The organism is Streptomyces sp. NPDC002623, assembly GCF_053592635.1.
The window spans coordinates 1-22,678 of record NZ_JBSFWB010000047.1 but is presented as its reverse complement, the minus strand read 5'-3'; the positions used below and the strand labels follow the sequence as shown (position 1 = coordinate 22,678).

The window sequence follows — 22,678 nt, the reverse complement described above, 5'->3', positions numbered from 1 at the left end:
CGACCATGCCTGTCCGGCCCGCTGAGAAGACGGAGTTGTTCGCGTGTGCGCTCATGTACTGGTCGCCGAGGACGACGCGATGCAGGCCGAACTCATCCGCCGCTCGCTGCTCGCCGAGGGCCACACCGCCACCGTCGTGCACGACGGCTCGGCCGCCCTGGACGCGGTCCGGCGGGACCGCCCGGACCTCGTCGTCCTCGACCTCATGCTGCCGGTCATCGACGGGTTCGGTGTGTGCCGGGTGCTGCGCCGGGGCGACGACGTCCCGGTGCTGATGCTGACCGCCCGCGCCGCCGAGGACGATGTGCTGCTCGGCCTGGAACTGGGCGCCGACGACTACATGACCAAGCCGTACAGCCCGCGCGAGCTGATGGCCCGGATCCGTACCGTCCTGCGCCGCAGCGGAGGGGCCGGCGGTGAACGGCGCGACGATCCCGTCGTACGGGCGGCGGGGCTCGCCGTCGATCCGGAGCGGCACGAGGTGCGGTGCGACGGCGAGCCGGTGGAGTGCACCCCGGCCGAGTTCCAGATCCTGCTGGCGATGGCCTCCGAACCCGAACGGGTCTTCTCCCGGCGGCAGTTGCTGCAGTGCACCCGGGGCTTCGACCGCGCCTCCACCGAACGGGCGGTGGACGTGCACATCATGAACCTGCGCCGGAAGATCGAGGCCGACCCGCGCAGACCCGTGCGGCTGCTGACCGTGTTCGGCGTCGGCTACAAGCTCAGCGGGGGCCGCGCGTGAAGCGGGCCCGCATACCGCTGCGCAAGCGTCTGCTGGTCCGGCTGCTGAGCGCGTCCGTCCTGATCGCCGTGTGCTCGGTGGCCGCCACCGCATGGCTGGCGGTCGCCACCACCACCAGCGCGCTGCGCGAGGAACAGGGCCAGGCCCTCGCCGACGACATGGACATCCTCGCGCAGCTCAGCGGCTACGCGGCCACCCACCCGGAGTGGACCGGCGTCCAGGCCGTCGTCCGCGAGCTGTCCGCGGGGACCGGCCGGCGCATCGCCCTGAGCGCCGCCGACGGCACACTCGTCGCCGACTCCGCGCCACGCGGCACCTCCCTCCCGCCGCATGCCGCCGCCACCGTCGACCCGCTGCACACCGACACCTACAGCGAGTCCGGCGCCCAGCTCGGCGGCATCGACCCGCGGGCGGTGGGCCCCTACCGGCTCACCGCGGTCGAACGCACGACGCTGGACAAGGTCGCCCGAGTCCGGCAGGCCTGCTTCGCCCGGTACGGCGTCGACACGACCCTCATCAGGACCCCGAGCGGCCGTTCCGTCCTCACGGACACGGACGGCGGTGTGCTCTCCGGCTATGTGCCCGAGCAGTGCGCCGACGGACGACTCAGCACCCCTACGCCCACCGAGGAGAAGGCGGTGGCCGCGCTGCAGAAGCAGGCCGGCGGCTGTCTGGTCCGGGTAGGCGTGGATCCCGACACCCCGGTGGCCTTCGACGCCAGCCCCGGCCTCACCGGCCTGCCCGGCGAGGACGCGACCCCGGCGCCCATGTACGGAGACGTGGTCGGTGGCAAAACCGCCCTGCGCGCGGCCCAGACCTGCCTGGAGGAGGCCCGCCGCGCCCAGCTCGACCCCTATGTGGCCCCGGTCGCCGAACTGTTCCTCGGGGGCGGGGACAGCGGCGGAGGGCCCCGCTGGAACCTGTCCTCGGGCAACAAGGCGAAGGTCGTCGGCGCGGCAGGCCTGGTGCTGGCCGTGACCGTCGCCGTGAGCGCCCTCGTCGCCACCCGTCTGGTGCGGCCCCTGCGCGCCCTCACCGAAGCCGCCCAGCAGCCGCCGGACCGGCACGCGCGCGTACCCGTCACGACACGCGACGAGACCGGGATCCTCGCGGAGGCGTTCAACGACCTCGCCGAGCGCCGGGAGCGACTGGAAGCCCAGCGCAAGGCCCTGGTCAGCGATGTGGCCCACGAACTGCGCAGTCCGCTCACCAATATCCGCGGCTGGCTGGAGGTCACCCGCGACGGCCTCGTCGAACCCGACGCCGAACTGCTCGGCGCCCTGCACGACGAGGCCCTGGTCCTCCAGCGCGTCATCGACGACCTGCGCGACCTCGCCGCCGCCGACGCGGGCACCCTGCTCCTGCATCGCGAACCGGTGCCCGCCGACGACCTGCTCGCCCAGGTCGCCGCAGCCCACCGGGTCGCCGCCGACACGGCCGGAGTCGCCCTGCGCACCGAGACCGACGGCGACCCCTGGCTGGACGCCGATCCGCTGCGGCTGCGGCAGGTGCTCGGCAACCTGGTCGCCAACGCCGTACGCCACACCCCGGTGGACGGCACGGTCACCCTGACCGCCCGGGGCGACGGCGAGAAGGTCGTCCTGGAGGTCGTCGACACCGGCTCGGGCATCGCCCCGGAGGATCTGCCGCACGTCTTCGAGCGGTTCTGGCGAGCGGAGAAGTCACGCAGCCGACGCACCGGCGGCAGCGGCCTCGGCCTGCCGATCGTCCGTCAGCTGACGGCCGCCCACGGCGGTACGGCGGAAGCGGCCAGCACCCCGGGCGCGGGCAGCGTCTTCACCCTGAGACTGCCCGCCGCGCCGCCGCCCGGCGACGGCTGAGGCGGGAGGCCCGCGGCGGCGCTCACTGCTCCCGCAGGCCCCACGGGGAGCCGTACTCCGTCAGCAGGTCGAGGAACGGAAGGGCCGGGAACGCCTCGGGCCCGAGGACGCCCGCCCCGGACCACGCGCCCGTGGCGAGCAGTTCGAGCGCGACCACCGGGTTGACGGCCGTCTGCCACACCACGGCCTGGCTGCCGTACTCGGCCATCGACCACTGGTTGTCGACCACGTGGTACAGGTACACCTCGCGCGGCGCACCGTCCTTGACGCCTCGCACCCAGGTGCCGGCGCACGTCTTGCCGTGCATGAGCTCGCCCAGGGTCGCCGGGTCGGGCAGACAGGCGGCCACCACGTCCCGGGGCGAGACCTCGACCGGCCCCTGCGCGCTCGGCACGGTCACCGGCGCGGTGCGGTCCAGCCCCAGCCGGTGCAGCGTCTTCAGGGTCTCGACGAACTCGTTGCCCAGGCCGTACTTGAAGGTGACCCGGCGCGCCTTCACCCAGCGCGGCACGAGCAGCACCTCCTCGTGCTCGACGTTCACGCACTCCACCGGGCCGATGCCCTCGGGGAAGTCGAACACCTCGGGCTCGCTGAAGGGCGCGGTGGTGAACCAGCCGCGGTCGGCCTCGTAGACCACCGGAGGGTTCAGGCACTCCTCGATCGTGGTCCAGATGCTGAACGAGGGCGCGAAGTCATGGCCCTCGACGGTGAGGTCGGCGCCGTCGCGGATGCCGATCTCCTCGATCTCGTCGAAGAGTTCGTCGGCCGCGTACCGGGCGAAGACGTCCGACAGGCCCGGCTCGACCCCCATGCCGACCAGGGCCAGAGCGCCGGCCTCGGCCCAGTCGTCGGCCTCGGCGAACTGCGCGTCGCCGAGCCTGACCCCGCACTCCTCGTACGGCCGCTCCGGGTGCGGCCGCGACAACGACATCGCCATGTCGACATAGCCGGCGCCGGCGGCGCGTGCCGCGTGGAACAGGGGCATCACGAACCGCGGGTCGGTGGCGTTGAGGAGGATGTCGCAGCGGTGCCGGGCGAGCAGTTCGGCGACCGCCGCCTCGTCGCTCGCGTCGACCCGCTCGGCGAGGAACCGGTCGTCGCCGTCGAGCGCGGCGACGGCCGCCGCGGCGCGGGCGGGGTCGTAGTCGGCCACCACCATCGCCTCGAAGAACGGACGTCGGGCGGCGATCCTGGTGACGGCGGTGCCCACACCGCCGGCACCCACGAGCAGAACACGCATGACGGGAACTCCTTCGATCGAAAGTGCGTGAAAAGGGTTGAAAGTGTGCCAAAAGATGGGGCGCTCTGCCACAGATGCAACGCCCTCCGCTGTCGTAAGGTCAATGGTGTTGGCATAAGAACGCGAGGGCGAGAGAGGCGAGGAGGGGCCGTGGCGAAACCGGTCGTGCCCGAGGAGAAGCGGCGTCGGCGTCGGCCCACCAAGGGCGGTGTCGTGCTGTCCGAGCGGAGAATCGTCGAGACCGCGCTGCGCCTGCTGCGCGAACACGGCAGCACCGGCCTGAGCGCCCGCCGGCTCGGCCTGGCCCTGGACTGCGACCCCAGCACCCTGTACCGGTACTTCCGGGGGATGGACGAGCTGACCCTCGCCATCGGCGACGCGCTCATCGGCGAGGCGCTGCGCGGCTGGCGGCCGACGGGGGAGTGGCGGCTGGACCTGCACGCCATCGGGCTGCGCATCCACGCCGCCTACGTCGCCCATCCGCAGGCCGCCCAGCTCACCGCGAGCCGGGTGACCGGCCGGGCCAATGAACTCGCCGCCGACGAGGCCGTTCTGGAGGTGCTGCGCACCGCCGGGTTCCCGCTGCCGGAGACCGTGCGGATCTACCACGCCTTCATCGACCAGACCCTGGCCTTCGCCGCCCTGGACGCGGCCTCCCTGGCGCTGCCCCGCGCCGCACAGCGCGCCGACGACGCGATGTGGCGTTCGACGTACGCCCGGCTGCCGGCCCAGACGCACCCGCGCATCGCGGAGGCGGCCCCGCTGCTGGCGTCCCGCATGGTGACCAGCGCCTATCCGACGGCGCTGGAGATGCTGCTGGACAGCGCGGAGCGGACGCTGACCCGGGTCGGGGCCTGAGGGGCTGGGTCAGTGTCTGAGGGTCTGGGCCGCGGTCGCCGTGACCGCCTCCGCCACGGCCGCCAGTGCGGGCGAGTCGAGCTTCCACTGCTGCCAGTACAGCGGGATGTCCAGGGGCCGGTCGGGGGCGAGCGAGACCAGCCGGCCGGAGCGCAGCAGGGCTTCCGCCTGGGCCTCGGGCACCATGCCCCAGCCGAACCCGGCGGCGACCGCCGTCACAAAGCCCTCCGAGGTCGGCACGGCGTGTCGCGCCGGGCTCGCGCCGCCCGCACCGCGCCGCAGTCGGCGGACGAACGCGTCCTGAAGATCGTCGCTGCGGTCTAAAGTCATCACGGGCGCCCGGGCCAGCGTCTCGTGGAGCGGACCGTCGGTGAGATGGCGGTCCACGAAGTCCGGGCTCGCGGCGGCCTGGTAGCGCATGGTTCCCAGGGGGCGCACGGTACAGCCGGTCACCGGGTCGGGCGACGAGGTCACCGCGGCCATCACCCGCCCCTCCCGCAGGAGTTCCGCCGTGCGTGTCTCGTCCTCGCGGTGCAGTTCGAAACAGAGCCGCGGCTCCTGCGGCACCCGGGTGAGGGCCGGCAGGAACCAGGTGGCGAGCGAGTCCGCGTTCACCGCGACCGTCACCCGCGTCGGCTCGTCCTCGCCGCTCATGCCCAGCTCGGACCGCGTGTCGCGCTCCAGCCGGGCCAGCTGGCGGGCGAACCGCACGACGATCTCGCCGGACTCCGTCGCCCGGACCGGCTTGGTGCGCAGCAGCAGGACCCGGCCCGTTCGCTGCTCCAGCGCCTTGACGCGCTGGCTGACCGCCGACGGCGTCACATGCAGCGCGGCGGCGGCCGCGTCGAAGGTGCCCTCGTCCACCACGGCGAGCAGGGTCCGCACCTGGTCCAGCGGGAGGTCGGTCATCATCCGATCATCACGAGCGCTAATGATACGTAAAAATCTTTAGCTGTACTCCCTGTGATCGCTTCCCTAGCGTGGACGGCATGTCCAACGCTCTCGCCGCCGCTGCCGCCGGATTCGGCACCGGTCTGTCGCTCATCGTCGCCATCGGCGCCCAGAACGCCTTCGTCCTGCGGCAGGGGATCCGCCGGGACGCCGTCCTCGCCGTCGTCGGGATCTGCGCCCTGTCCGACGCCCTTCTCATCGCCCTCGGGGTGGGCGGGGTGGGGGCGCTGGTGGTCGCCTGGCCGGACGCGCTGACCGTCGTCGGCTGGATCGGGGGACTGTTCCTGCTCGGCTACGGGGCACTGGCGGCCCGGCGGGTGTTCCGGCCGGTGGGCGCCCTGGCGGCGGAGGGCGAGGGGACGGGATCGCTGCGCCGGGCCGTGCTCACCTGTCTGGCGCTGACCTGGCTCAACCCGCATGTCTACCTCGACACCGTCTTCCTGCTCGGCTCCGTCGCCGCCGACCGCGGCCCGCTGCGCTGGACCTTCGGCCTCGGCGCCGCGTTCGCCAGCGTCTGCTGGTTCGCCGCGCTGGGCTTCGGGGCCCGGCTGCTCGGCCGCTTCCTGACCCGCCCCGCCGCCTGGCGTGTCCTGGACGGTCTGGTCGCCGCCACGATGATCGCCCTCGGCGTGCTGCTCGTCGCCGGGGCCTGATGTCCGCAATCTGAGATTGCATGTCCAAAAGGGAAGCGAAATCTCAGGCGGTGCTGGGATAGTGGCCCCCGGAGTCGAAAGATGTAACAAGCAACCAGGAAGCGCGTGGACACCAGCGAGAGCAGCACCGCACCCGAGTCCAAGGCCGACGCCGAGGCCGACGACGACCCGGGTCCATCGGGCGGCCCCCGGCGCGGCTGGCGCCGCTGGGCGATGGACACCCGCCCCCTGCGCCGGCCGGCCTACCGGCGGCTGTGGTCCTCGACCATCGTCACGGCCGTGGGCAGCCAGCTCACCGCCGTCGCCGTGCCCAAGCAGATCTACGACATCACCGGCTCCTCCGCCTGGGTCGGCTACGCCAGCCTCGCCGGGCTGCTGCCGATGGTGCTGTTCGCGCTGTGGGGCGGCGCGGTCGCCGACACCGTCGACCGGCGCAAACTGCTGCTGGTCACCAACAGCGGCATCGCCGTCACCTCGGTGCTGTTCTGGCTCCAGGCGGTCTCCGGCGCCGACTCGGTGCTGGTGCTCATGGTGCTGCTCGCCACCCAGCAGGCGTTCTTCGGCCTCAACGCCCCCGCCCGCACCGCTTCCATCGCCCGGCTGGTCCCCGCGGACGAACTGGCCGCCGCCAACGCCCTCGGCTCGACCGTCATGCAGACCGGCCTGGTCGCGGGCCCGCTGCTCGCCGGCGCGTTGATCCCGGTCATCGGGCTGCCCGAGCTGTACCTCCTCGACGCCGTCGCCCTGTGTGTGACGCTGTGGGCGGTGGCCCGGCTGCCCGCGCTGCCCCCGCCCGCGACCACGACCGCCCGGCGCGCCGGGGTGCGGGAGATCGTCGAGGGGTTCCGTTACATCGCCCGGCACAAGGTCCTGCTGCTGTCCTTCCTCGCCGACGTCATCGCCATGGTCTTCGGCATGCCCCGCGCCCTGTTCCCGCAGCTCGCCGCCGAGACGTACGCCCCCTACGGCGAAGGGCTCGCCCTCGGCCTGCTGTTCGCGGCGATCCCCATCGGGGCCGTGCTGGGCGGACTGTTCTCGGGCACGTTCTCCCGCGCGCGCCGGCACGGCTGGATGGTCATCGGCGCGGTCGTCGCCTGGGGCGTGTCGATCGCCGGCTTCGGACTGAGCGGCAGTCTGTGGCTCGCCGTGGTGTTCCTGGCCTGCGCCGGGATCGCCGACATGGTCTCCATGGTCTTCCGCGGGGCGATCCTGCTGTCGGCGGCCACCGACGAGATGCGCGGCCGGATGCAGGGCGTGTTCACGGTCGTCGTGGCGGGCGGCCCCCGCCTGGCCGACGTCCTGCACGGCACGGCGGGCGCGGCCTTCGGACCCCGCGCCGCCGTCACGGGCGGCGGGCTGCTGGTCGTCGCCCTGATGCTGGGCCTGGCGGCCGCGGTGCCCGCACTGCGCCGGTACCGCATCTGACACGGACGCGACACCGGGTGCCGGGTCCGTGTGCCGGGCATTGGGCATAGTGCGCCGGGCATCGGGTGCCGGGCATCGGGTGTCCGGTGCTCTACATCACCCCGCGCCCATGGGTCCCGTACTGCTCCATCAGCCTGCCCCGGGTCATCTCCAGCCGGTGGGCAAGGATCTCGGCCACGATCCGCACCAGGGACATGCCGAGCGCCGGGTCCTCCTCGCACAGCTTGAGGACCGGCTGGGCCTGGAACTCGTAGGCGCGTACCGGGCTGAACGCCTCGGCGCCGAAGTCCCAGCGGTACGGCGGGAACAGCCAGGACCAGCCCAGCATGTCGCCGGAGCCGAGGCTGGCGACGGTCACCCGCCGCAGGGACGTCACCTCCTGGACGAGCGAGACCGCGCCGGATCGGATGACCCAGAAACGGTCGGCCGTGCCGCCCGCCTCGAAGATCCGGGCGTCCTCGGCGAAGGAGACCTCGCGGGCGAGCTCCATGAGGCGCTGACGTTGGGGCGGGGGGAGGGCGGTCAGGAGTTTGGTCGCTTTGGTCATGGCGCGGAGCTCCTCGCCGGCGATCGGTGGAGGGGGGCTTTCCCCTTCCATTTCAGCCGTTGCCGACGCCCAGGGCACCTCGACGGACCGTACTTTCCGTAAGGGGGCATGGAAAAGCCCTGGCTGGACGGGGGATTCCAGCCAGGGCGGTAAAGGGTGGCGAACGGAGGAGGAGTAGCGCGTCGACCCCGCTCACCACGTATGCGTGAACCGTAAACCATTCACGGAGATTTCGTGCATACCTAAAGCGGTCGCGTGACCGGTTTCACTCCCGTCCCCCTGTTTCGGCCGGGCGTCACGATCTCGTCCAGCACTCTCAGCACGGCCTCGTAGGCGAGAGTCCGCATCTGTGCGTCGCGCGCACCGTCCGCGTCGGACTGCGCCAAGTCCGCGCTGCGACCCCGCCAGACCTGCAGTTCCTCCCGGGCGCAGGCCCTGGCCCGCTGGATGCGCCGCAGCAGTTCGTCCGAGTCCACGACATCGGTCATGTACTTCGCCTACCCACACCGGCGACTTTCGCGCACCCGGAGTTTGCTCCTTCGGGGTCCGGGCAGACGGAGGTTCGTGCTTCGGACCGGAGGCGCGCCGAGGGGAGCGGCAGGTCCGCTCCGGGGGCCGCACGAGCCCCGGACGGCAGGAGCCCTCCCGTCGGCAGTCCCTGAAACCACCCCTCAGGAGCGATTCCGCATGCCCATCGACATGTCGACAAGCCGTCCCACCGCAACCAGCACACGCACGGCATCCACCGCACCCACCTCGCCCACCGCACCGATACGACGCACCGCACCGTCACGACGCACCCACGACGACGCGCCCGACACCGTGGGCCGGTTCGTCCGGCTGGTCGCCCTGGAGGCGGGGCCGGAGCGGGACGCCGTGCGCGAGGAGATCGTCACCGCCTGGTTACCCATGGCGCACCGGATCGCCGGCCGGTTCCGCGACCGCGGCGAGGCGGTCGAGGATCTGCGGCAGGTGGCGGCTCTCGGACTCGTCAAGGCCGTCGACCGCTTCGACCCCGACCGCGGCGCCTTCGAGAGCTATGCCGTGCCCACCATCACCGGGGAGATCAAACGGCACTTCCGCGACCGCATGTGGGCGCTGCGCGTGCCTCGACGCGTGCAGGAACTGCGCAACAAGGTGCGCGTCGCCCGCCGGGAACTCATCCAGCGCCCGGGTGCCCCGGAGCCCTCGGCCGCCGACCTCGCCGCCCACACCGGGCTCACTCAGGACGAGGTGACGGCCGGTCTGGAGGCCCTGGAGAGTTTCAGCACCCTCTCGCTGGACGCCGAGGTCCCGGCCGGCGACGACGGCTACAGCCTCGCCGACACCCTCGGCGCCGCCGACTCCTCCTACGACGTCGTGGTCGACCGCGAGTCCGCCAGGGAGAGCCTGCGCCGCCTGCCGGAACGCGAGCGCGCCATCCTCTACCTGCGCTTCTTCGAGGACATGACACAGAGCAGGATCGCCGACCGGCTGGGCATCTCCCAGATGCACGTCTCCCGCCTCATCAGCCGCAGCTGCGCCCGGGTCCGCCGGGAAGCACTGCGATGACGGCGCGAGGTCTGACACCCCGCTCCCTGGGAACACGGTCCAGATGGACGAATCAGAGTTCCCGAGCGACGAGCGGCCCGTGGACATGTACCTCGACCTGCTGCGCGTCCGCATGGACAGCGAGGACTACCGGCTTCTGCTGAGGGTCGTCGCCCCCGCTCTGCGCGCTCTCGACGAACAGCCACCCGAGAGTCTGGACTTCGCCCTCGACCCGGAGGACGCCGAACACCTGCCCCAGGAGATACGCGACGAGGCCGCCCTGGTCATCGCCACCGCGGTCACCGGCCGGCTGGACAACCGGCTGGTGGAGATCGAGGTCGACGGCACCGGCCCGGTCCGGGTGGTCACCGACGCGGTCACCGCGTCCGACCCCGGCCGACTCGCCGAGATCGCCGGCATCATCATGCAGCGCCACCGGGACACCGAGGAACTGCGGGGCATCGCGGAGGCGAGCGGTATGCCCACGGACTTCTGAGGCCGACCGGGACCGCAGGAAGCGCAGGAAGCGCAGGTACCGCAGGGGCCGGGGCCGCTCTCACGTCGGCGGCGGCGCTGCCGGAGCGATCCGCACCCCGAGCGGGCGGGCGAGGCCGACCACCGCCTCGTCCAGGCGCTGCAGGTGCCGCAGCACCCGGTCGGTCACCCGGCCGTAGCGCGGGGTCCCCTCCCCGCCCGGCTTCAGCAGGGCGGCGACGCTCGGCCCGGTCAGCACGCCGACGGTGCTCCGCTCGTCCGCGACGCGCGCGGCGATGGCCCCGATGTTGTGCAGGATGCGCTGCCCGGCCCGGCGCAGCCGCGGATCCGCCGCGATCGAGGGATGCGTCGGCAGCAGCTCCGCCGTGGCCGCCAGGGAGCGGGCGTGATAGGCGCAGGTCTCCAGCAGCGCGACGACGTACCGGGCCGTGTCCCGCCGCGTCCGCAGCGGGGTGACCGGATGCGTCAGGGGCTGCGTGGCGGCCCGCAGATCGGCCAGCGCCTGATCGAGATCGCGGGCCCGGTCCAGCAGCTCGGCCGGGGGACCGCCGCTCAGCTGCTCGACGGCCTGTTCCGTCACCTCGGTCAGCCGGTCCAGCACGGTCTCCAGCAGCTCGTTGGTCCGCCGGTCCGTGTGCACCGGCAGCACCAGCGCCGCCGCGACGATCCCGCAGGCCGCCCCCAGCGCCGTCTCCTCGATCCGCAGGACCAGCACCGACAGGCTGTAGGTGTGCAGCAGCGTGTACAGCACGCCCAGCGCGGCCGTCACGAAGAACGACATCAGCGTGTAGGACAGCGGGGCCGTGTAGAACATCGCGAACACACACAGCAGCACCACCGCGAACGCCGTCCAGGTGTGGTGTCCGACCAGCCCCGCCAGCACGATGCCCGCGACCACGCCGAGCACGGTGCCCAGCAGCCGTCGGTAGCCCTTGACCAGGATCTCCCCGGTGGAGGCGGTGTTCAGGAAGACGATCCAGCAGGTCAGCACCGCCCAGTACCAGCGGTGCGAGGAGAGCAGCTCGCCGCCGACGATGGCCAGCGACGACCCGACGGCGACCTGCACCGCGGCCCGGGTCGTCCGCCGCCGCAGCCCCGTGGCGTCCTCCGCCGTGCTCTCGTCCTCCTCGGCCCCGCCGATCGCGGCGTCCTCCGCGTCCAGTTCCTCGCGGGAGCGGGCCGTCTCGGGGCTGTCGTCGGATTCGTCCTGCGGCCCGTCGAGCGCGATCCGCAGCCCCAGCACCGCGCGCGCCGTCTCGCCGACGCCGCGGAAGACGTCCTGCACGGCGGGCGAGGCCCGCGGCAGGTTCTCCTCGTCCCGGTAGCCGAGCAGCCGGTTGCGCACCTGCGACAACGCCGTGCCCGACGTCTCCTCGACGGGATGCCGTACGAGCAGCGCCAGGGCCCCCAGGTCGCGGCGCAGGGCGTCGAGGGACTCGTCCCGGACGGGGAGATGACCGCCCTCCGGCAGGGGCGCGCCCGGCAGATGCAGGGTCAGGGTGTCGGCCTGCTCGGCGCTGCGGGCCGTCAGCAGGAGCAGACCCAGCCGCTCGGCGGCGATCTCGGCGTCGGCGATCCGGCGCTGCACCAGCCGGGCCGTCGCCTCGTCCGGGGTGCCCTCCTCCAGCCGGCCGTGGATCATCATGGCCGTCTCGTGCAGCCGGGCGGTGCCCTCGCGGACCTGGGCGAGGGCCTTGTCCACGTCGTCCGGGCCGGCGTCGAGCAGGTCGAGCTGGGCGTCCAGCAGTTGCGCCAGGCGCGCCCGGAACGCCAACCGCAGCCGCTGGAGAATCCCCGCCGGGGTCTGCGGCACCAGCACGAACCGGGCCACCGCGCTGCACGCGAAGGCGACGGCGAGCACCCCCAGGTATCCCGCCAGGTCGGACGTCCCGACGCCGACGAACAGCGCCATGAAATAGACCTGGAAGGCGATCAGCCCGAGCGCCGTGCCCCGGTCGCCGAACCGGCGGCCGTACACCGCGCAGAAGATCAGGGCGACGAAGAAGACGTCACCGGCCACCACCCGGGAGCTGAGCAGCGCCGCCAGCGACACCGAGGCCAGCGCCACCGGCAGGCCCAGCGCCAGCGTGACGGCCTGCCGGTCGCGTTGCTTCTCCCGGATGGCGAACGTGGCGACCATCGACGCGATCGCCCCCGCCACCAGATGCGAGATGTCCGCGCCGAGCAGGGAGAGCACGGCCAGCGTGCAGGTGATCGCGCCGACCGTCCGCAGCCCGGCCGCCAGCCGCAGCAGCCCGGGATCGGACGCCGCGACCCGATCCCGCCACCGTGCGGCGAACGACCGCGCCGCCGCCCTCACGCCGCCGCCTTCACGCCGCCGTACTCTCGCCCACCGTCTCTCCCGCCGTCCGTCTCGCTCCGCCCGGCCCTCAGGCGGTCTCCGGGCCGTCCCCCTCGACCTGCGCCCGCACCTGCTCGGGCGTCAGATACCGGTCCGAGTGATCGAAGTCCTTCAGGTTCGCCGCCCGGCGCGCCTGGAGGCCGGTGCGGACGAAATCGTCGCCCGCGACCGCGTTCAGCGTCCAGTTCGTCAGCACCCGCGCCTTGGCCACGCCCGTGCGCAGCGCCCCCCAGTGGTAGCCGCGGGCCACGGCCTGCGCGGGCACTCCCCGCAGCGGGATGCCGAGCGGCTTGGAGACGGCGTCGGTGCCGCCGAGGTCGACGACCAGACCGAGGTCCTTGTGCACGTACGGCCGCATCGACTGCCCCCGCAGCGTCGCGATGACGTTGTCGGCGACGACCTTGCCCTGCCGCATCGCGTGCTGCGCGGTCGGCGGGCAGACCGCGCCCGCCTCGCCCTTGGCGACATCGGGTACGGCGGCGGCGTCGCCGAGCGCGAACACCCCGTCGCTGCCGGGCAGGTTCAGCTCGGCCTCGACGGCGAGCCGCCCGCGGACCGTCTCCGCCCCCAGCGTCGCGATGAGCGGGCTCGCCACGACCCCCGCCGTCCAGATGAGCGTCCGGGTCGGGACCACCCGCCCGTCGGTGAAGGTGACCTCCTCCGGGCCCGCCTTGGCGATGGACACGCCGAGCGAGATCTCGATGCCTCGCCTCCGCAGCACCTCCTGGGCGCTGAGACCGAGCTTGTCGCCGAGTTCCGGCATCAGCTTCGGGGCGATGTCGATCAGATGCCACTTGATCAGACTCTGGTCCAGCCGCGGATAGCGCTTGACCGCGTTGTGGGTGAGCAACTGCAGACAGGCGGCGGTCTCGGTGCCCGCGTAGCCGCCGCCCACGACCACGAACTGCAGCCGCGAGGCCCGCTCGGCGGGGTCGTGGCTGGCGTCGGCGAGGTCCAGCTGGCTGATGACGTGGTCGCGGATGTACGCGGCCTCCGCGAGGGTCTTCATCCCGAAGGCGTTGTCGGTCAGCCCCGGGATGTCGAAGGTGCGGGTGACGCTGCCGGGAGCCAGCACGATGTAGTCGTACGGCTCGTTGACGATCTCGTCGGTGATGCTCCGGATGACGCAGACCTTCGACTTGAGGTCCACGCCGACGGCGTCGCCCGGAATGATCCGGGTGCGGTACTTCTTGCTGCGACGCAGTGACAGAGCGATCGACTGGGGCGTCAGCACCCCTGAGGCGACCTGCGGCAGCAGCGGCAGATAGAGCTGGTAGGAGTACGGCGTCACCAGAGTGACGTCGGCCTCCGCGGCGGCGAGCCTGCGTTCCAGACGCCGAACGCACCCCACTCCCGCGAAGCCCGCACCCACCACCAGGATCCTGGGTCGTGTCACGATGTCCATCCCTTTCTGCGGCTCCAGGCGGTCTGCCCCGACGTCTGCGCGAGCCCCGCCCCCCGGGCGCTTCGCCACTCGTCGATCCCACCGCGCCCGGGCCGGTTCCGCCAGCCGGGCGAGGCATGCAGACGAACGTTTCTCCTGAGGCCACCGTCGTACCCGCCGAAAGGCCTGTATACGCCCCCGGCCGATGGCCTTGAACAGCCCATGGTGTCCGAAACGGGTGGCACGGGGCCGAATGCGGCCGCCGCGGAAGGGTATTTGAGCTGTGAGCGGGAGAAGGGAGCAGCGTGACCATCGACGGAATCTGGTCGTACGCGCCGGGCAGCGGCTCTGCCGAAGGGCAGGACCTCACCGGCTACGCCGTCGTGACGGCCGACGGCACCCTCGGGCACGTGGAACGCGAAGCCGGTCCGCACGGCATGCGGCACCTGGTCGTCGACACGGGCGTCTGGCTCTTCGGCAGGAGCGCCGTCGTCCCGGTCGGCTTCGTGACGGGCATCGACCACGCGGGCCGCAAGGTCTCCCTGGCCTGCACGGGCGACGAGGTCAAGGAAGCACCGCGGTTCCGCACCGACAGCGAGACGCGAGACCCGGCGTACCTCACGGCCGTCGGCGACCACTACCGCCGGCTGACCCCGCGCGGCACGACCTCGGCGTGAGCGGGCAGCCCGCCCGCGCCCTCACCACGGCAGGAAGACGTGGACGTCCTTCCCCTGCCCCCGGCCCGCCTCGTTCGGCACCACGCTGACCTGACTGCACAGCGTGTGCACCAGGTACCAGCCGATGCCCCCGCCCCCGCTGTCGGGACGGAACGGCCGCGGGGTCGGCAGGGCGCTGCTCGAGTCGTGGAGCGTGATGTGCACCCCGTCGAAGGTGGGGCGCAGCCGCAGGTCGAAGGGGCCCGGCGCGTACTGGACCGCGTTGGCGGCCAACTCGGTGACGATCAGCACGATGTCGTGCCAGGACTCCGGCGTGGTGGGCGGCGAGGTCCGCGCCAGTTCGCGCAGGAACTCCTCGGTGGCCAGCCGCGCACCCGTCACGTCCCGGGGATCGCCCGCGAAACGGGCCGTACTGCCCGGGGTCGCCCAGGCGGACAGTGCGTCGTCACCACGCGGCTCGGTTGCCATGTCGTCTGTGCGGCCCCGTCGCTGCCGGGACCGTCGTCCTTTCTCGTACGGCTCTTCGGTGTCGCCCCTTTCAGGGTTCCCGAGGCCTCGCAGGCTAAGCGCGGGGCCGACTCAGCGGAACACGTCGTCCGCGTCGTCCCAGCTCAGCACCTCCTCCGGAGCGCTCTGCCGGGGCAGCCGGGCCCGCGCCTGGTACATCGCCTCGATCTCCGTCGCGTAGTGCGCCACGATCGAGTCGCGACGCAGCTTCATCGAGGGCGTCAGCAGCCCGTTCGCCTGGTCGAACGGCTGCGGCAGGATGCGGAAGGCACGGATCGACTCCGAGCGGGACACCGTGCTGTTGGCGGCGGCCACCGCCCGTCCGATCTCCTCCCGCAGCGCGTTCTCCTCGCGCGCCTCGCGGCTCTGGGGGTCGCCGTGCAGGGTCAGGTTGCCGCGCCAGTGCGTGAGGAAGTCGGGGTCGAGCGTGATCAGCGCGCCCACACAGGGCCGGTTGTCGCCCACGACCACGGCCTGGTGAACGAGCGGATGCATCCGCAGCCGCTGCTCCAGCGCGGCCGGCGCCACACTCTTGCCGCTGCTGGTGATGATGACGTCCTTCTTGCGGCCGGTGATCGTGAGATAGCCGTCGGAGTCCAGGAAGCCGAGGTCGCCGGTGGCCAGCCAGCCGCCCCACATCGCGGCCCGGGTCGCGGTCTCGTCGTTGACGTAGCCCTGGAACACCGACGGGCCGCGCACCAGGATCTCCCCGTCGTCCGCCACCCGGATGTCCGTGCCCGGCAGGGCCTGGCCGACGGTGCCCGACTTCTCGCGGCCCAGCGGCTGCATGGTGATCCCGCCGCTGGTCTCGGTCAGACCGTAGCCGTCGTGCACATAGACGCCGATGCCCTCGTAGAACAGGGACAGATCGCGGTGGAGCGGGGAGCCGCCCGAGGTGGCCCGCTGGACACGGCCGCCCAGCGCGGCCCGGAGCCTGCGGTACACCGTCCGTTCGAACAGGGAGTGCTGCAGCCGCAGGTCGAGCCCGGGCCCCGAGCCGCGGCCCAGCCGCTGGCGTTCGACGGCGGCCGCGAAGTCCCGGGCGGTCTCCGCCGCCCGCTCGAACAGCGCGCCGCGGCCCGCCTCCTGGGCGGCCCGCAGAAAGTTCTTGTAGATCTTCTCGAAGACCGACGGGACCGCGTACAGATACGTCGGACGGAACGTGCGCAGCGACTGGGAGAGCGCCTCCGCGCCGAGATCGGGCTCATGGCCCATCATGATGCCGCCGCGCAGACACAGGCCCTGGATCATCAGCCCGTAGACGTGGGAGAACGGCAGGAAGGCCAGGACCCGTCCTTGTTCTCCGGAGCGCGCCGCCGTGTGCCCCCAGCCGGCCAGGAGCGTGTCGCACGGGCTGGCCAGGCTGCGGTGGCTCAGCGCGCAGCCCAGCGGCCGGCCCGAGGTGCCGGAGGTGTAGGCGATCACCGCGGTGGAGTCGGGCAGCACGATCCGGCGCAGCGAGTGGATCGTGGTGATCGGCACCAACCGGCCGCGGTGCGTGAGCTCGTCGAGCGCGCCCGCGTCCAACTGCCAGACGTGCCGCAGCGCGGGCAGCGCCGCGCACACCGATCCCACGGTCATGACGCTCTGTTCGTCCTCGACGACCACGCCCACACAGCCCGAGTCCCGCAGGATCCACTCGACCTGCTCGCGCGAGGACGTCGGATACACGGGGACGACCTCGGCGCCCACCGCCCACAGCGCGTGGCAGAGCACCGTCCACTCGTACCGGGTGCGCGCCATGATCGCGACCCGATGGCCGGGTTTGATCCCGCACGCCACGAACCCCTTGGCCAGGTCGACCACTTCGTCCCGCAGCTCGCCGGCCGTCACCTCCGCCCAGTCGGCGGAGCCGGCGGGCCGACGGGAGAGCACCGGGAGGTCGGGGGTACGGGCGGCTGTCTCGAAGACGCTGTCGACGAGCCCCGCGGTGAGCGGCGAGGTGGTGGGGGGAGCGAGGGCGAAGTCGCGCATGCGCTGCTCCTGACGTGTACGGGCTGTGACCTCGCCGACGGGAACTGTTATCGACGGTGGTCGAATCTAGCCCAGGTCGGACCGGTTGTGGCCTGGAACGAATAAGTAATCCGCGTTGGTGATCTCGCCGTGACCGGACGGCTCGCGCGAGCCCCGAACCCGGAGGCCGGGCGGGGGATCGGCGGCCGTCTCAGGCCTGAGTGTGCCGCACGCAGGCGGTGACCACCTCGCGCAGATTACCGGTGCGTTCCCACACGTCGCGCTGGATCCGGGAGCCGTTGCCGTGCCGCAACAGCCGGGCGCAGGACGCGCGGGCCCGCTCCAGGTCCCCGCTGTCCGCCAGCGCGTCCTCGACATGCTCCAGCAGGGCCCGCACGACCGTCTCGGCGCGGGTCCGCCGCATGGTCGCGGGGTGCAGCAGATCTCCGTTCAGCCCCGAGCGGGCGGCGCGCCAGCCGGCCAGCCGCAGCAGGCTCACGCTGTGGTCCAGCGGCGCCCGGCCGGCCTCCCACTCACGGGCGGCGGTCTCCACGAGCCCGCGCACCAGCGTGGCGATCAGCACGGCGGTGTCCGCGTGCAGACAGACGTCCGCCACCCGCACCTCCACCGTCGGATAGCGCGCCGACAGCCGGGCGTCGAAGTAGATCATGCCCTCGTCGAGGATGGTGCCGGTGGCCACCATGTCCGCCACCTGCCGGTGGTAGCGCTCCGCGGAACCGAACAGCTCGGTCGGCCCCGCCGACGGCCAGCGCGCCCACACCCGGCTGCGATAGCTGCTGTAGTCCGTCTCCCGGCCCTGCCAGAACGGTGAGTTGGCACTCAGTGCCGACAGCACCGACAGCCAGGGCCGGATCCGGTCGACGACCGCGACGCCCTCGTCGTCCGAGTCGACGGACACATGGACATGGCAGCCGCACACCATCTGCTCGCGCGTCGCGATGCCGTACTGCTCCGCCATCCACTGATAGCGCCGGTTCATGCTGACGGAGGGGCTCACCGGCAGCGGCGACGAGGCGAGCGCGGCGACCGCGCACCCGGCCTCCCGGGCGTGCCGCGCCGCCTCCGCGCGCATGTCCACGATCTCCGCGCCGAGCTCGCCCATGCCCGACTGCGGGTGGGTGGCGAACTCGAGCATCTGTTTGTGCAGTTCCTTCTCGAAGACGTCCTTCTCCGCCTCGCACCGCGAGGCGCGGGCGAGGACGGCGGCGGACAGGGCCTGCGGCTCCCCGGTCTCCGGGTCGACCAGGAGGAGTTCCTCCTCCACTCCGACGGTGCGCACGGGATTCGGCCTCTCTCTGGCGGGTGGTACGCACCCGACTGCCCTGTCCGATGCCTGTTCACACGGACGCCGGCACCAGCCACACCGTGGCCAGGGGCGGCAGCGTGACCCTGAGCTCCCCGTTCTCCGGCGCGAGGGGCGCCGGGTGGCCGACACCGCCGCCGCCGTACGCCTCCGCGTCGGTGTTGAGCACCTCACGCCAGGCACGGACCTCGCCGGGGACGGCGAGCCGGTAGTCGTGCCGTACGACCGGGGAGAAGTTGCTGACGGCCAGCAGCGGAGCGCCGTGGGCGTCGTGGCGCAGGAACGCGAAGACGTTGTCGTCCGCGGCGTCGCCGAGCACCCACCGGAAGCCGGCCGGGTCCGTGTCGCGCTCCCACAGGGCCGGGGTGCCCCGGTAGACGGTGTTGAGATCGCGCACCAGATCCCGCACGCCACGATGGTCGCCCGCCGACGCGTACCCGGGATCGAGCAGCCACCACTCCGGCCCGTGTGCCTCGGACCACTCCGCGCCCTGGGCGAACTCCTGGCCCATGAAAAGGAGTTGCTTGCCCGGGTGGGCCCACATGAAGCCCAGGTACGCGCGGTGGTTGGCACGCCGCTGCCACCAGTCGCCGGGCATCTTGGAGACCAGCGCCTGCTTGCCGTGCACCACCTCGTCGTGCGAGATGGGCAGGATGTAGTTCTCGCTGTAGGCGTACACCATCGAGAAGGTCATCTCGTCGTGGTGGTACTTGCGGTGCACCGGCTCCTTGCCGATGTACTGCAGCGAGTCGTGCATCCACCCCATGTTCCACTTCAGCCCGAAGCCGAGACCGCCGCTGTCGGTCGGCCGGGTCACCCCGTCCCAGGCGGTGGACTCCTCCGCGATGGTGACGACCCCGGGACTGCGGCGGTACACCGTCGCGTTCATCTCCTGCAGGAACGCCATCGCGTCCAGGTCCTCCCGGCCGCCGAACACGTTCGGCGTCCACTGCCCGGAGTCCCGCGAGTAGTCGAGATAGAGCATGGAGGCGACGGCGTCCACCCGCAGGCCGTCGACGTGGAACTCCTCGCACCAGTAAGTGGCGTTCGCCACGAGGAAGTTGCGCACCTCGACCCGCGCGAAGTCGAACTCGTAGGTCCCCCAGTCCGGATGCTCGGCCCGCCGTGAGTCCCCGGGCTCGTACAGCGGATCCCCGTCGAACCGCGCCAACGCCCAGTCGTCCTTGGGGAAGTGCGCCGGCACCCAGTCCACGATCACGCCGATCCCGGCCCGGTGCAAGGCGTCCACCAGGTACTTGAAGTCGTCCGGCGTGCCGAGCCGGGAGGTCGGCGCGAAGAAGCCGGTGACCTGATACCCCCAGGAGCCCGAGAACGGATGCTGGGCGACCGGCATGAACTCCACATGGGTGAAACCGAGATCATCGACATAGGCCGGGAGCTCCTCCGCCAACTGGCGGTAGGTCAGTCCGGGCCGCCAGGAGGGCAGATGGACCTCGTAGACGGAGAACGGCGCGACATGCACGGGAACATCGCCCCGGTGCGCCATCCACTCCTCGTCCGACCACTCGTAGTGCGAGGCGTGCACGATCGACGCGGTGTCCGGCGGCACCTCGGAGCGCCGGGCCATCGGGTCGGCCTTCAGGAAGCGGTGACCGTGACGGGAGGTGATCTCGAACTTGTACCGGGCGCCCTCGCCGATCCCGGGCAGGAACAGCTCCCACACCCCGGACGCACCGAGGGAGCGCATCGGGAAGGCCGTCCCGTCCCAGAAACAGAAGTCCCCGGCCACCCGCACCCCCTGGGCGTTCGGCGCCCACACCGTGAACCGGGTGCCGATCACCCCCTGGTGGGCCATCGGCTCGGCGCCCAGCGCCGTCCACAGCTCCTCGTGCCGCCCCTCACGGATGAGATGCAGATCGAGATCGCCCAGGGCCGGCAGAAAGCGGTAGGGATCGTCCACCTTGTGCTCGGCGCCCTCGTACGACACCAGCAGCGTGTACGCGGGCACCGAGTCGAGCGGCAGCACGACGGCGAAGAGACCGTCGCCCTCCGAGACCATCGGGGTGGGATCGCCGTGGATCAGGACGCTCACGGCGTCGGCGAAGGGCCGCAGGGTCCGGAAGGCGACCCCGCCCTCCACCGGGTGCGCGCCCAGCAGTGCGTGCGGATCGTGGTGGGCACCCGACAGCAGCCGACCGCGGTCGGCCGGATCGAGTGCGGGCGCCGTGCGGGGGCGGGGGCCGGCCGACTCGGGATCGGAGGTGTCACGCAGGGCCACAGGGGTCAGCCTCCTCGGACGGCGAGTCGTTCGATCGCCGCCATGGGTACGGGGAGCCAGTCGGGACGGTTACGGGCCTCGTACAGCACTTCGTACACGGCTCGGTCCGTCTCGTAGGCACGCAACAGGGCATGTTTCTTGCGGGGGTCCCAGCCCGCGCGGGCCGCGTAGCCCGCGCAGTACGCCTCCCGGCAGCGGCGCGCCCACTCGGGCCGCCACGGCCGGCGCTGGCGGGCCGCGTAGTCGAAGGAGCGCAGCATCCCGGCGATGTCCCGGACCGGGGAGTGGGCGCTGCGCCGCTCGGCCAGCGGACGGGACGGCTCGCCCTCGAAGTCGATGACGAACCAGTCCCGCCCGGCGCGCAGCACCTGCCCGAGGTGCAGATCGCCGTGGATGCGCTGGGCGGGCGGACCGGAATCGCACACGGAGAGCGCGCCGAAGGCGGTGGTCAGGCCCGGGACGAACGGCCGCAGCGCCGGCACATGGTGCGCGGCCGCCTCCAGCCGCTCGGTCATCGCCGCCGCCGTACGACCGTCCTCCGCGTCCGGGCCGGCCGGAAGGGCCGCGGCCAGCGCCAGATGGACGTCCGCGGTGGCCCGGCCCAGTTCCTCGGCCTCCGCCGCGAAGTCCTCCCCGCGGGCGAGCGCCCGCAGCGCCAGCGTCCAGCCGTCCGAGGCGTCGGGCAGGAACGGCTGGAGCACGCCGAGCGTCGCCTCCTGCGGATGCGTCGTCGAGAACCAGGCCACGGGCGCGGGCACCCGCCCGCACCCCTGTCCGGCCAGCGCGACCGGCACCTCCAGGTCGGGATTCATCCCGGGCTGGATACGCCGGAAGATCTTCAGGATGAACGCGTCCCCGTACACCAGCGAGGTGTTGGACTGCTCGGCCTCCAGCAGCCGCGGCGCGAGCCCCGGGGGCAGCGACACGGACGGGTCCGACTCGAAGGACAGCGGGCCGAGCGGGCCGGGGTGCCGCATCCGCTCCAGGAGCAGATGCGCCGACCGGGGGTCCTGCAACGCGTCATGGACCGTCAGGCCGGCCAGCGGCCCGTCCTCCACCCTGCCGATCAGCGCCCGCCCCAGCCGCGGCGACAGATGCTCCTGGAGACCGAGGAGCAACTGGTAGCAGTCGCCGGCCGGGGGAGTGCCCCCGGGCGTCGGGACGCCCGACTGACCCGCGTGCACGAGCAGATGCAGACAGCCCGGGTAGAGCTCGGTCATCGACAGCATGCGCAGATCGGTGAGGGGCCGGTCCTTGCCGGCGAACCAGCGCTGCCGCGGCAGCCACTCCCGCAGCAGCGCGGCGAGCGGCCCGACCGAGCGGACGCCGCTCGCGCCGCTCGGCCGCAGGGGTGCGGTCTTCGTCACGGTGACCCATCCTTTCCGCGGCGCACGCTCACAGGCGGCGACCGATCCGGGACGCGGCTCTGGTGAGCCGGAACCAGTAGAAGCCGTGGCCCGCGAGGGTGAGCAGATAGGGCAGTTCACCGATGGCGGGGAACCGGACGCCGCCGAAGAGCTCGACGGGATACCGCCCGTCGAAGCGGCGCAGGTCGAGTTCGGTGGGCTGTGCGAAGCGCGAGAAGTTGTGCACGCACAGCACCAGGTCGTCCTCGTACTCCCGCAGGAACGCGAGGACTGCCTGGTTCGAGGACTGCAGCTCGGTGTAGGTCCCGAGCCCGAAGGCGGGGTTCTGCTTGCGGATCTCGATCATGCGCCGGGTCCAGTGCAGCAGCGACGAGGGCGACGACATCGACGCCTCGACGTTGGTGACCTGGTACCCGTAGACGGGATCCATGATCGCGGGGAGGGACAGCCGGCCCGGGTCGCAGGACGAGAAGCCCGCGTTGCGGTCGGGTGTCCACTGCATCGGTGTGCGGACGGCGTCGCGGTCGCCGAGCCAGATGTTGTCGCCCATGCCGATCTCGTCGCCGTAGTAGAGGATCGGCGA

General features: G+C 72.3%; 20 protein-coding genes. 8 read left to right on the top strand and 12 right to left on the bottom strand.

The annotated features are described in order from the left end of the window. Nucleotides 1-43: 43 nt before the first annotated feature. Both ACWD4O_RS43175 and ACWD4O_RS43170 read left to right on the top strand, forming a co-directional pair. Nucleotides 44-742: a response regulator gene (locus ACWD4O_RS43175; protein WP_451288522.1), complete on the top strand. Its 699-nt coding sequence runs from the start codon at nucleotides 44-46 to the stop codon at nucleotides 740-742. Further along, nucleotides 739-2,583, top strand: coding sequence for a sensor histidine kinase (locus ACWD4O_RS43170; protein WP_451288521.1), 1,845 nt, complete (start codon nucleotides 739-741; stop codon nucleotides 2,581-2,583). The genes ACWD4O_RS43175 and ACWD4O_RS43170 overlap by 4 nt, the downstream gene beginning before the upstream one ends. Before the next feature lie 22 nt (nucleotides 2,584-2,605). On the opposite strand, the gene ACWD4O_RS43165 is transcribed toward ACWD4O_RS43170, so the two are convergent. Further along, a complete protein-coding gene (locus tag ACWD4O_RS43165) occupies nucleotides 2,606-3,823 on the bottom strand; it encodes a saccharopine dehydrogenase family protein (RefSeq protein ID WP_451288520.1) in 1,218 nt (405 codons plus the stop codon). 150 nt (nucleotides 3,824-3,973) lie between these two features. On the opposite strand from ACWD4O_RS43165, the gene ACWD4O_RS43160 reads away from it, so the two are divergent. Continuing rightward, the gene (locus ACWD4O_RS43160) at nucleotides 3,974-4,681 is read left to right on the top strand and encodes a TetR/AcrR family transcriptional regulator (protein WP_451288519.1); all 708 of its coding nucleotides are present in this window, start codon (nucleotides 3,974-3,976) and stop codon (nucleotides 4,679-4,681) included. A gap of 9 nt (nucleotides 4,682-4,690) precedes the next feature. Here the strand turns inward: ACWD4O_RS43160 and ACWD4O_RS43155 are convergent, their stop codons facing one another. Next, entirely contained in the window at nucleotides 4,691-5,593 is a 903-nt protein-coding gene (locus tag ACWD4O_RS43155; RefSeq protein WP_451288518.1) for a LysR family transcriptional regulator ArgP, read from the bottom strand. Between the two features lie 77 nt (nucleotides 5,594-5,670). On the opposite strand from ACWD4O_RS43155, the gene ACWD4O_RS43150 reads away from it, so the two are divergent. Together ACWD4O_RS43150 and ACWD4O_RS43145 are read left to right on the top strand one after the other, a co-directional pair. Continuing rightward, nucleotides 5,671-6,285, top strand: coding sequence for a LysE/ArgO family amino acid transporter (locus tag ACWD4O_RS43150; protein ID WP_351909700.1), 615 nt, complete (start codon nucleotides 5,671-5,673; stop codon nucleotides 6,283-6,285). Between the two features lie 105 nt (nucleotides 6,286-6,390). Next, the gene (locus ACWD4O_RS43145) at nucleotides 6,391-7,710 is read left to right on the top strand and encodes an MFS transporter (RefSeq protein ID WP_451288517.1); all 1,320 of its coding nucleotides are present in this window, start codon (nucleotides 6,391-6,393) and stop codon (nucleotides 7,708-7,710) included. A gap of 91 nt (nucleotides 7,711-7,801) precedes the next feature. Here ACWD4O_RS43145 and ACWD4O_RS43140 read toward each other — a convergent pair whose 3' ends face one another. Both ACWD4O_RS43140 and ACWD4O_RS43135 read right to left on the bottom strand, forming a co-directional pair. Then, on the bottom strand, nucleotides 7,802-8,257 hold the full coding sequence (locus ACWD4O_RS43140) for a cyclic nucleotide-binding domain-containing protein (RefSeq protein ID WP_451288516.1): 456 nt from the start codon (nucleotides 8,255-8,257) through the stop codon (nucleotides 7,802-7,804). Between the two features lie 242 nt (nucleotides 8,258-8,499). Next, nucleotides 8,500-8,745, bottom strand: a complete 246-nt coding sequence (locus ACWD4O_RS43135; protein ID WP_451288515.1) for a hypothetical protein — start codon at nucleotides 8,743-8,745, stop codon at nucleotides 8,500-8,502. 199 nt (nucleotides 8,746-8,944) lie between these two features. On the opposite strand from ACWD4O_RS43135, the gene ACWD4O_RS43130 reads away from it, so the two are divergent. Together ACWD4O_RS43130 and ACWD4O_RS43125 are read left to right on the top strand one after the other, a co-directional pair. Further along, the gene (locus ACWD4O_RS43130) at nucleotides 8,945-9,808 is read left to right on the top strand and encodes a SigB/SigF/SigG family RNA polymerase sigma factor (protein ID WP_451288514.1); all 864 of its coding nucleotides are present in this window, start codon (nucleotides 8,945-8,947) and stop codon (nucleotides 9,806-9,808) included. A 43-nt stretch (nucleotides 9,809-9,851) separates the two neighbouring features. Further along, entirely contained in the window at nucleotides 9,852-10,283 is a 432-nt protein-coding gene (locus ACWD4O_RS43125; protein WP_451288513.1) for a hypothetical protein, read from the top strand. Nucleotides 10,284-10,343: 60 nt separating this feature from the next. Here the strand turns inward: ACWD4O_RS43125 and ACWD4O_RS43120 are convergent, their stop codons facing one another. Continuing rightward, nucleotides 10,344-12,602 carry an FUSC family protein gene (locus tag ACWD4O_RS43120; RefSeq protein ID WP_451288512.1) on the bottom strand — a complete coding sequence of 753 codons (2,259 nt, stop codon included), beginning with the start codon at nucleotides 12,600-12,602 and terminating at the stop codon, nucleotides 10,344-10,346. Between the two features lie 70 nt (nucleotides 12,603-12,672). Beyond that, nucleotides 12,673-14,049, bottom strand: a complete 1,377-nt coding sequence (locus ACWD4O_RS43115) for an NAD(P)/FAD-dependent oxidoreductase (RefSeq protein ID WP_451288511.1) — start codon at nucleotides 14,047-14,049, stop codon at nucleotides 12,673-12,675. Between the two features lie 284 nt (nucleotides 14,050-14,333). Between ACWD4O_RS43115 and ACWD4O_RS43110 the strand changes: the two genes are divergently transcribed. After that, the gene (locus tag ACWD4O_RS43110) at nucleotides 14,334-14,705 is read left to right on the top strand and encodes a PRC-barrel domain containing protein (protein WP_451288510.1); all 372 of its coding nucleotides are present in this window, start codon (nucleotides 14,334-14,336) and stop codon (nucleotides 14,703-14,705) included. Between the two features lie 21 nt (nucleotides 14,706-14,726). On the opposite strand, the gene ACWD4O_RS43105 is transcribed toward ACWD4O_RS43110, so the two are convergent. The 6 genes from ACWD4O_RS43105 to ACWD4O_RS43080 all read right to left on the bottom strand — a co-directional run. Continuing rightward, nucleotides 14,727-15,173, bottom strand: a complete 447-nt coding sequence (locus ACWD4O_RS43105) for an ATP-binding protein (protein ID WP_451288509.1) — start codon at nucleotides 15,171-15,173, stop codon at nucleotides 14,727-14,729. A gap of 111 nt (nucleotides 15,174-15,284) precedes the next feature. Continuing rightward, nucleotides 15,285-17,186: an AMP-dependent synthetase/ligase gene (locus ACWD4O_RS43100; RefSeq protein ID WP_451288508.1), complete on the bottom strand. Its 1,902-nt coding sequence runs from the start codon at nucleotides 17,184-17,186 to the stop codon at nucleotides 15,285-15,287. A 190-nt stretch (nucleotides 17,187-17,376) separates the two neighbouring features. Beyond that, a complete protein-coding gene (locus ACWD4O_RS43095; RefSeq protein ID WP_451288507.1) occupies nucleotides 17,377-18,465 on the bottom strand; it encodes a glutamate--cysteine ligase 2 in 1,089 nt (362 codons plus the stop codon). Nucleotides 18,466-18,523: 58 nt separating this feature from the next. Beyond that, complete coding sequence (gene glgB, locus ACWD4O_RS43090) at nucleotides 18,524-20,728, bottom strand: 1,4-alpha-glucan branching enzyme (protein ID WP_451288506.1); 2,205 nt, start codon at nucleotides 20,726-20,728, stop codon at nucleotides 18,524-18,526. Between the two features lie 5 nt (nucleotides 20,729-20,733). After that, nucleotides 20,734-22,095: a maltokinase N-terminal cap-like domain-containing protein gene (locus ACWD4O_RS43085; protein ID WP_451288505.1), complete on the bottom strand. Its 1,362-nt coding sequence runs from the start codon at nucleotides 22,093-22,095 to the stop codon at nucleotides 20,734-20,736. 28 nt (nucleotides 22,096-22,123) lie between these two features. Beyond that, nucleotides 22,124-22,678: alpha-glucosidase C-terminal domain-containing protein (locus ACWD4O_RS43080; RefSeq protein WP_451288504.1), on the bottom strand; the 555-nt coding region annotated here is incomplete at its 5' end.

What these genes read in the sequence shown, in the direction of transcription:
- ACWD4O_RS43105 (WP_451288509.1), bottom strand. Translation starts at nt 15,173, where the DNA reads ATGGCAACCGAGCCGCGTGGTGACGACGCACTGTCCGCCTGGGCGACC.
- ACWD4O_RS43140 (WP_451288516.1), bottom strand. Translation starts at nt 8,257, where the DNA reads ATGACCAAAGCGACCAAACTCCTGACCGCCCTCCCCCCGCCCCAACGT.
- ACWD4O_RS43130 (WP_451288514.1), top strand. Translation starts at nt 8,945, where the DNA reads ATGCCCATCGACATGTCGACAAGCCGTCCCACCGCAACCAGCACACGC.
- ACWD4O_RS43115 (WP_451288511.1), bottom strand. Translation starts at nt 14,049, where the DNA reads ATGGACATCGTGACACGACCCAGGATCCTGGTGGTGGGTGCGGGCTTC.
- ACWD4O_RS43125 (WP_451288513.1), top strand. Translation starts at nt 9,852, where the DNA reads ATGGACGAATCAGAGTTCCCGAGCGACGAGCGGCCCGTGGACATGTAC.
- ACWD4O_RS43135 (WP_451288515.1), bottom strand. Translation starts at nt 8,745, where the DNA reads ATGACCGATGTCGTGGACTCGGACGAACTGCTGCGGCGCATCCAGCGG.
- ACWD4O_RS43165 (WP_451288520.1), bottom strand. Translation starts at nt 3,823, where the DNA reads ATGCGTGTTCTGCTCGTGGGTGCCGGCGGTGTGGGCACCGCCGTCACC.
- ACWD4O_RS43100 (WP_451288508.1), bottom strand. Translation starts at nt 17,186, where the DNA reads ATGCGCGACTTCGCCCTCGCTCCCCCCACCACCTCGCCGCTCACCGCG.
- ACWD4O_RS43150 (WP_351909700.1), top strand. Translation starts at nt 5,671, where the DNA reads ATGTCCAACGCTCTCGCCGCCGCTGCCGCCGGATTCGGCACCGGTCTG.
- ACWD4O_RS43155 (WP_451288518.1), bottom strand. Translation starts at nt 5,593, where the DNA reads ATGATGACCGACCTCCCGCTGGACCAGGTGCGGACCCTGCTCGCCGTG.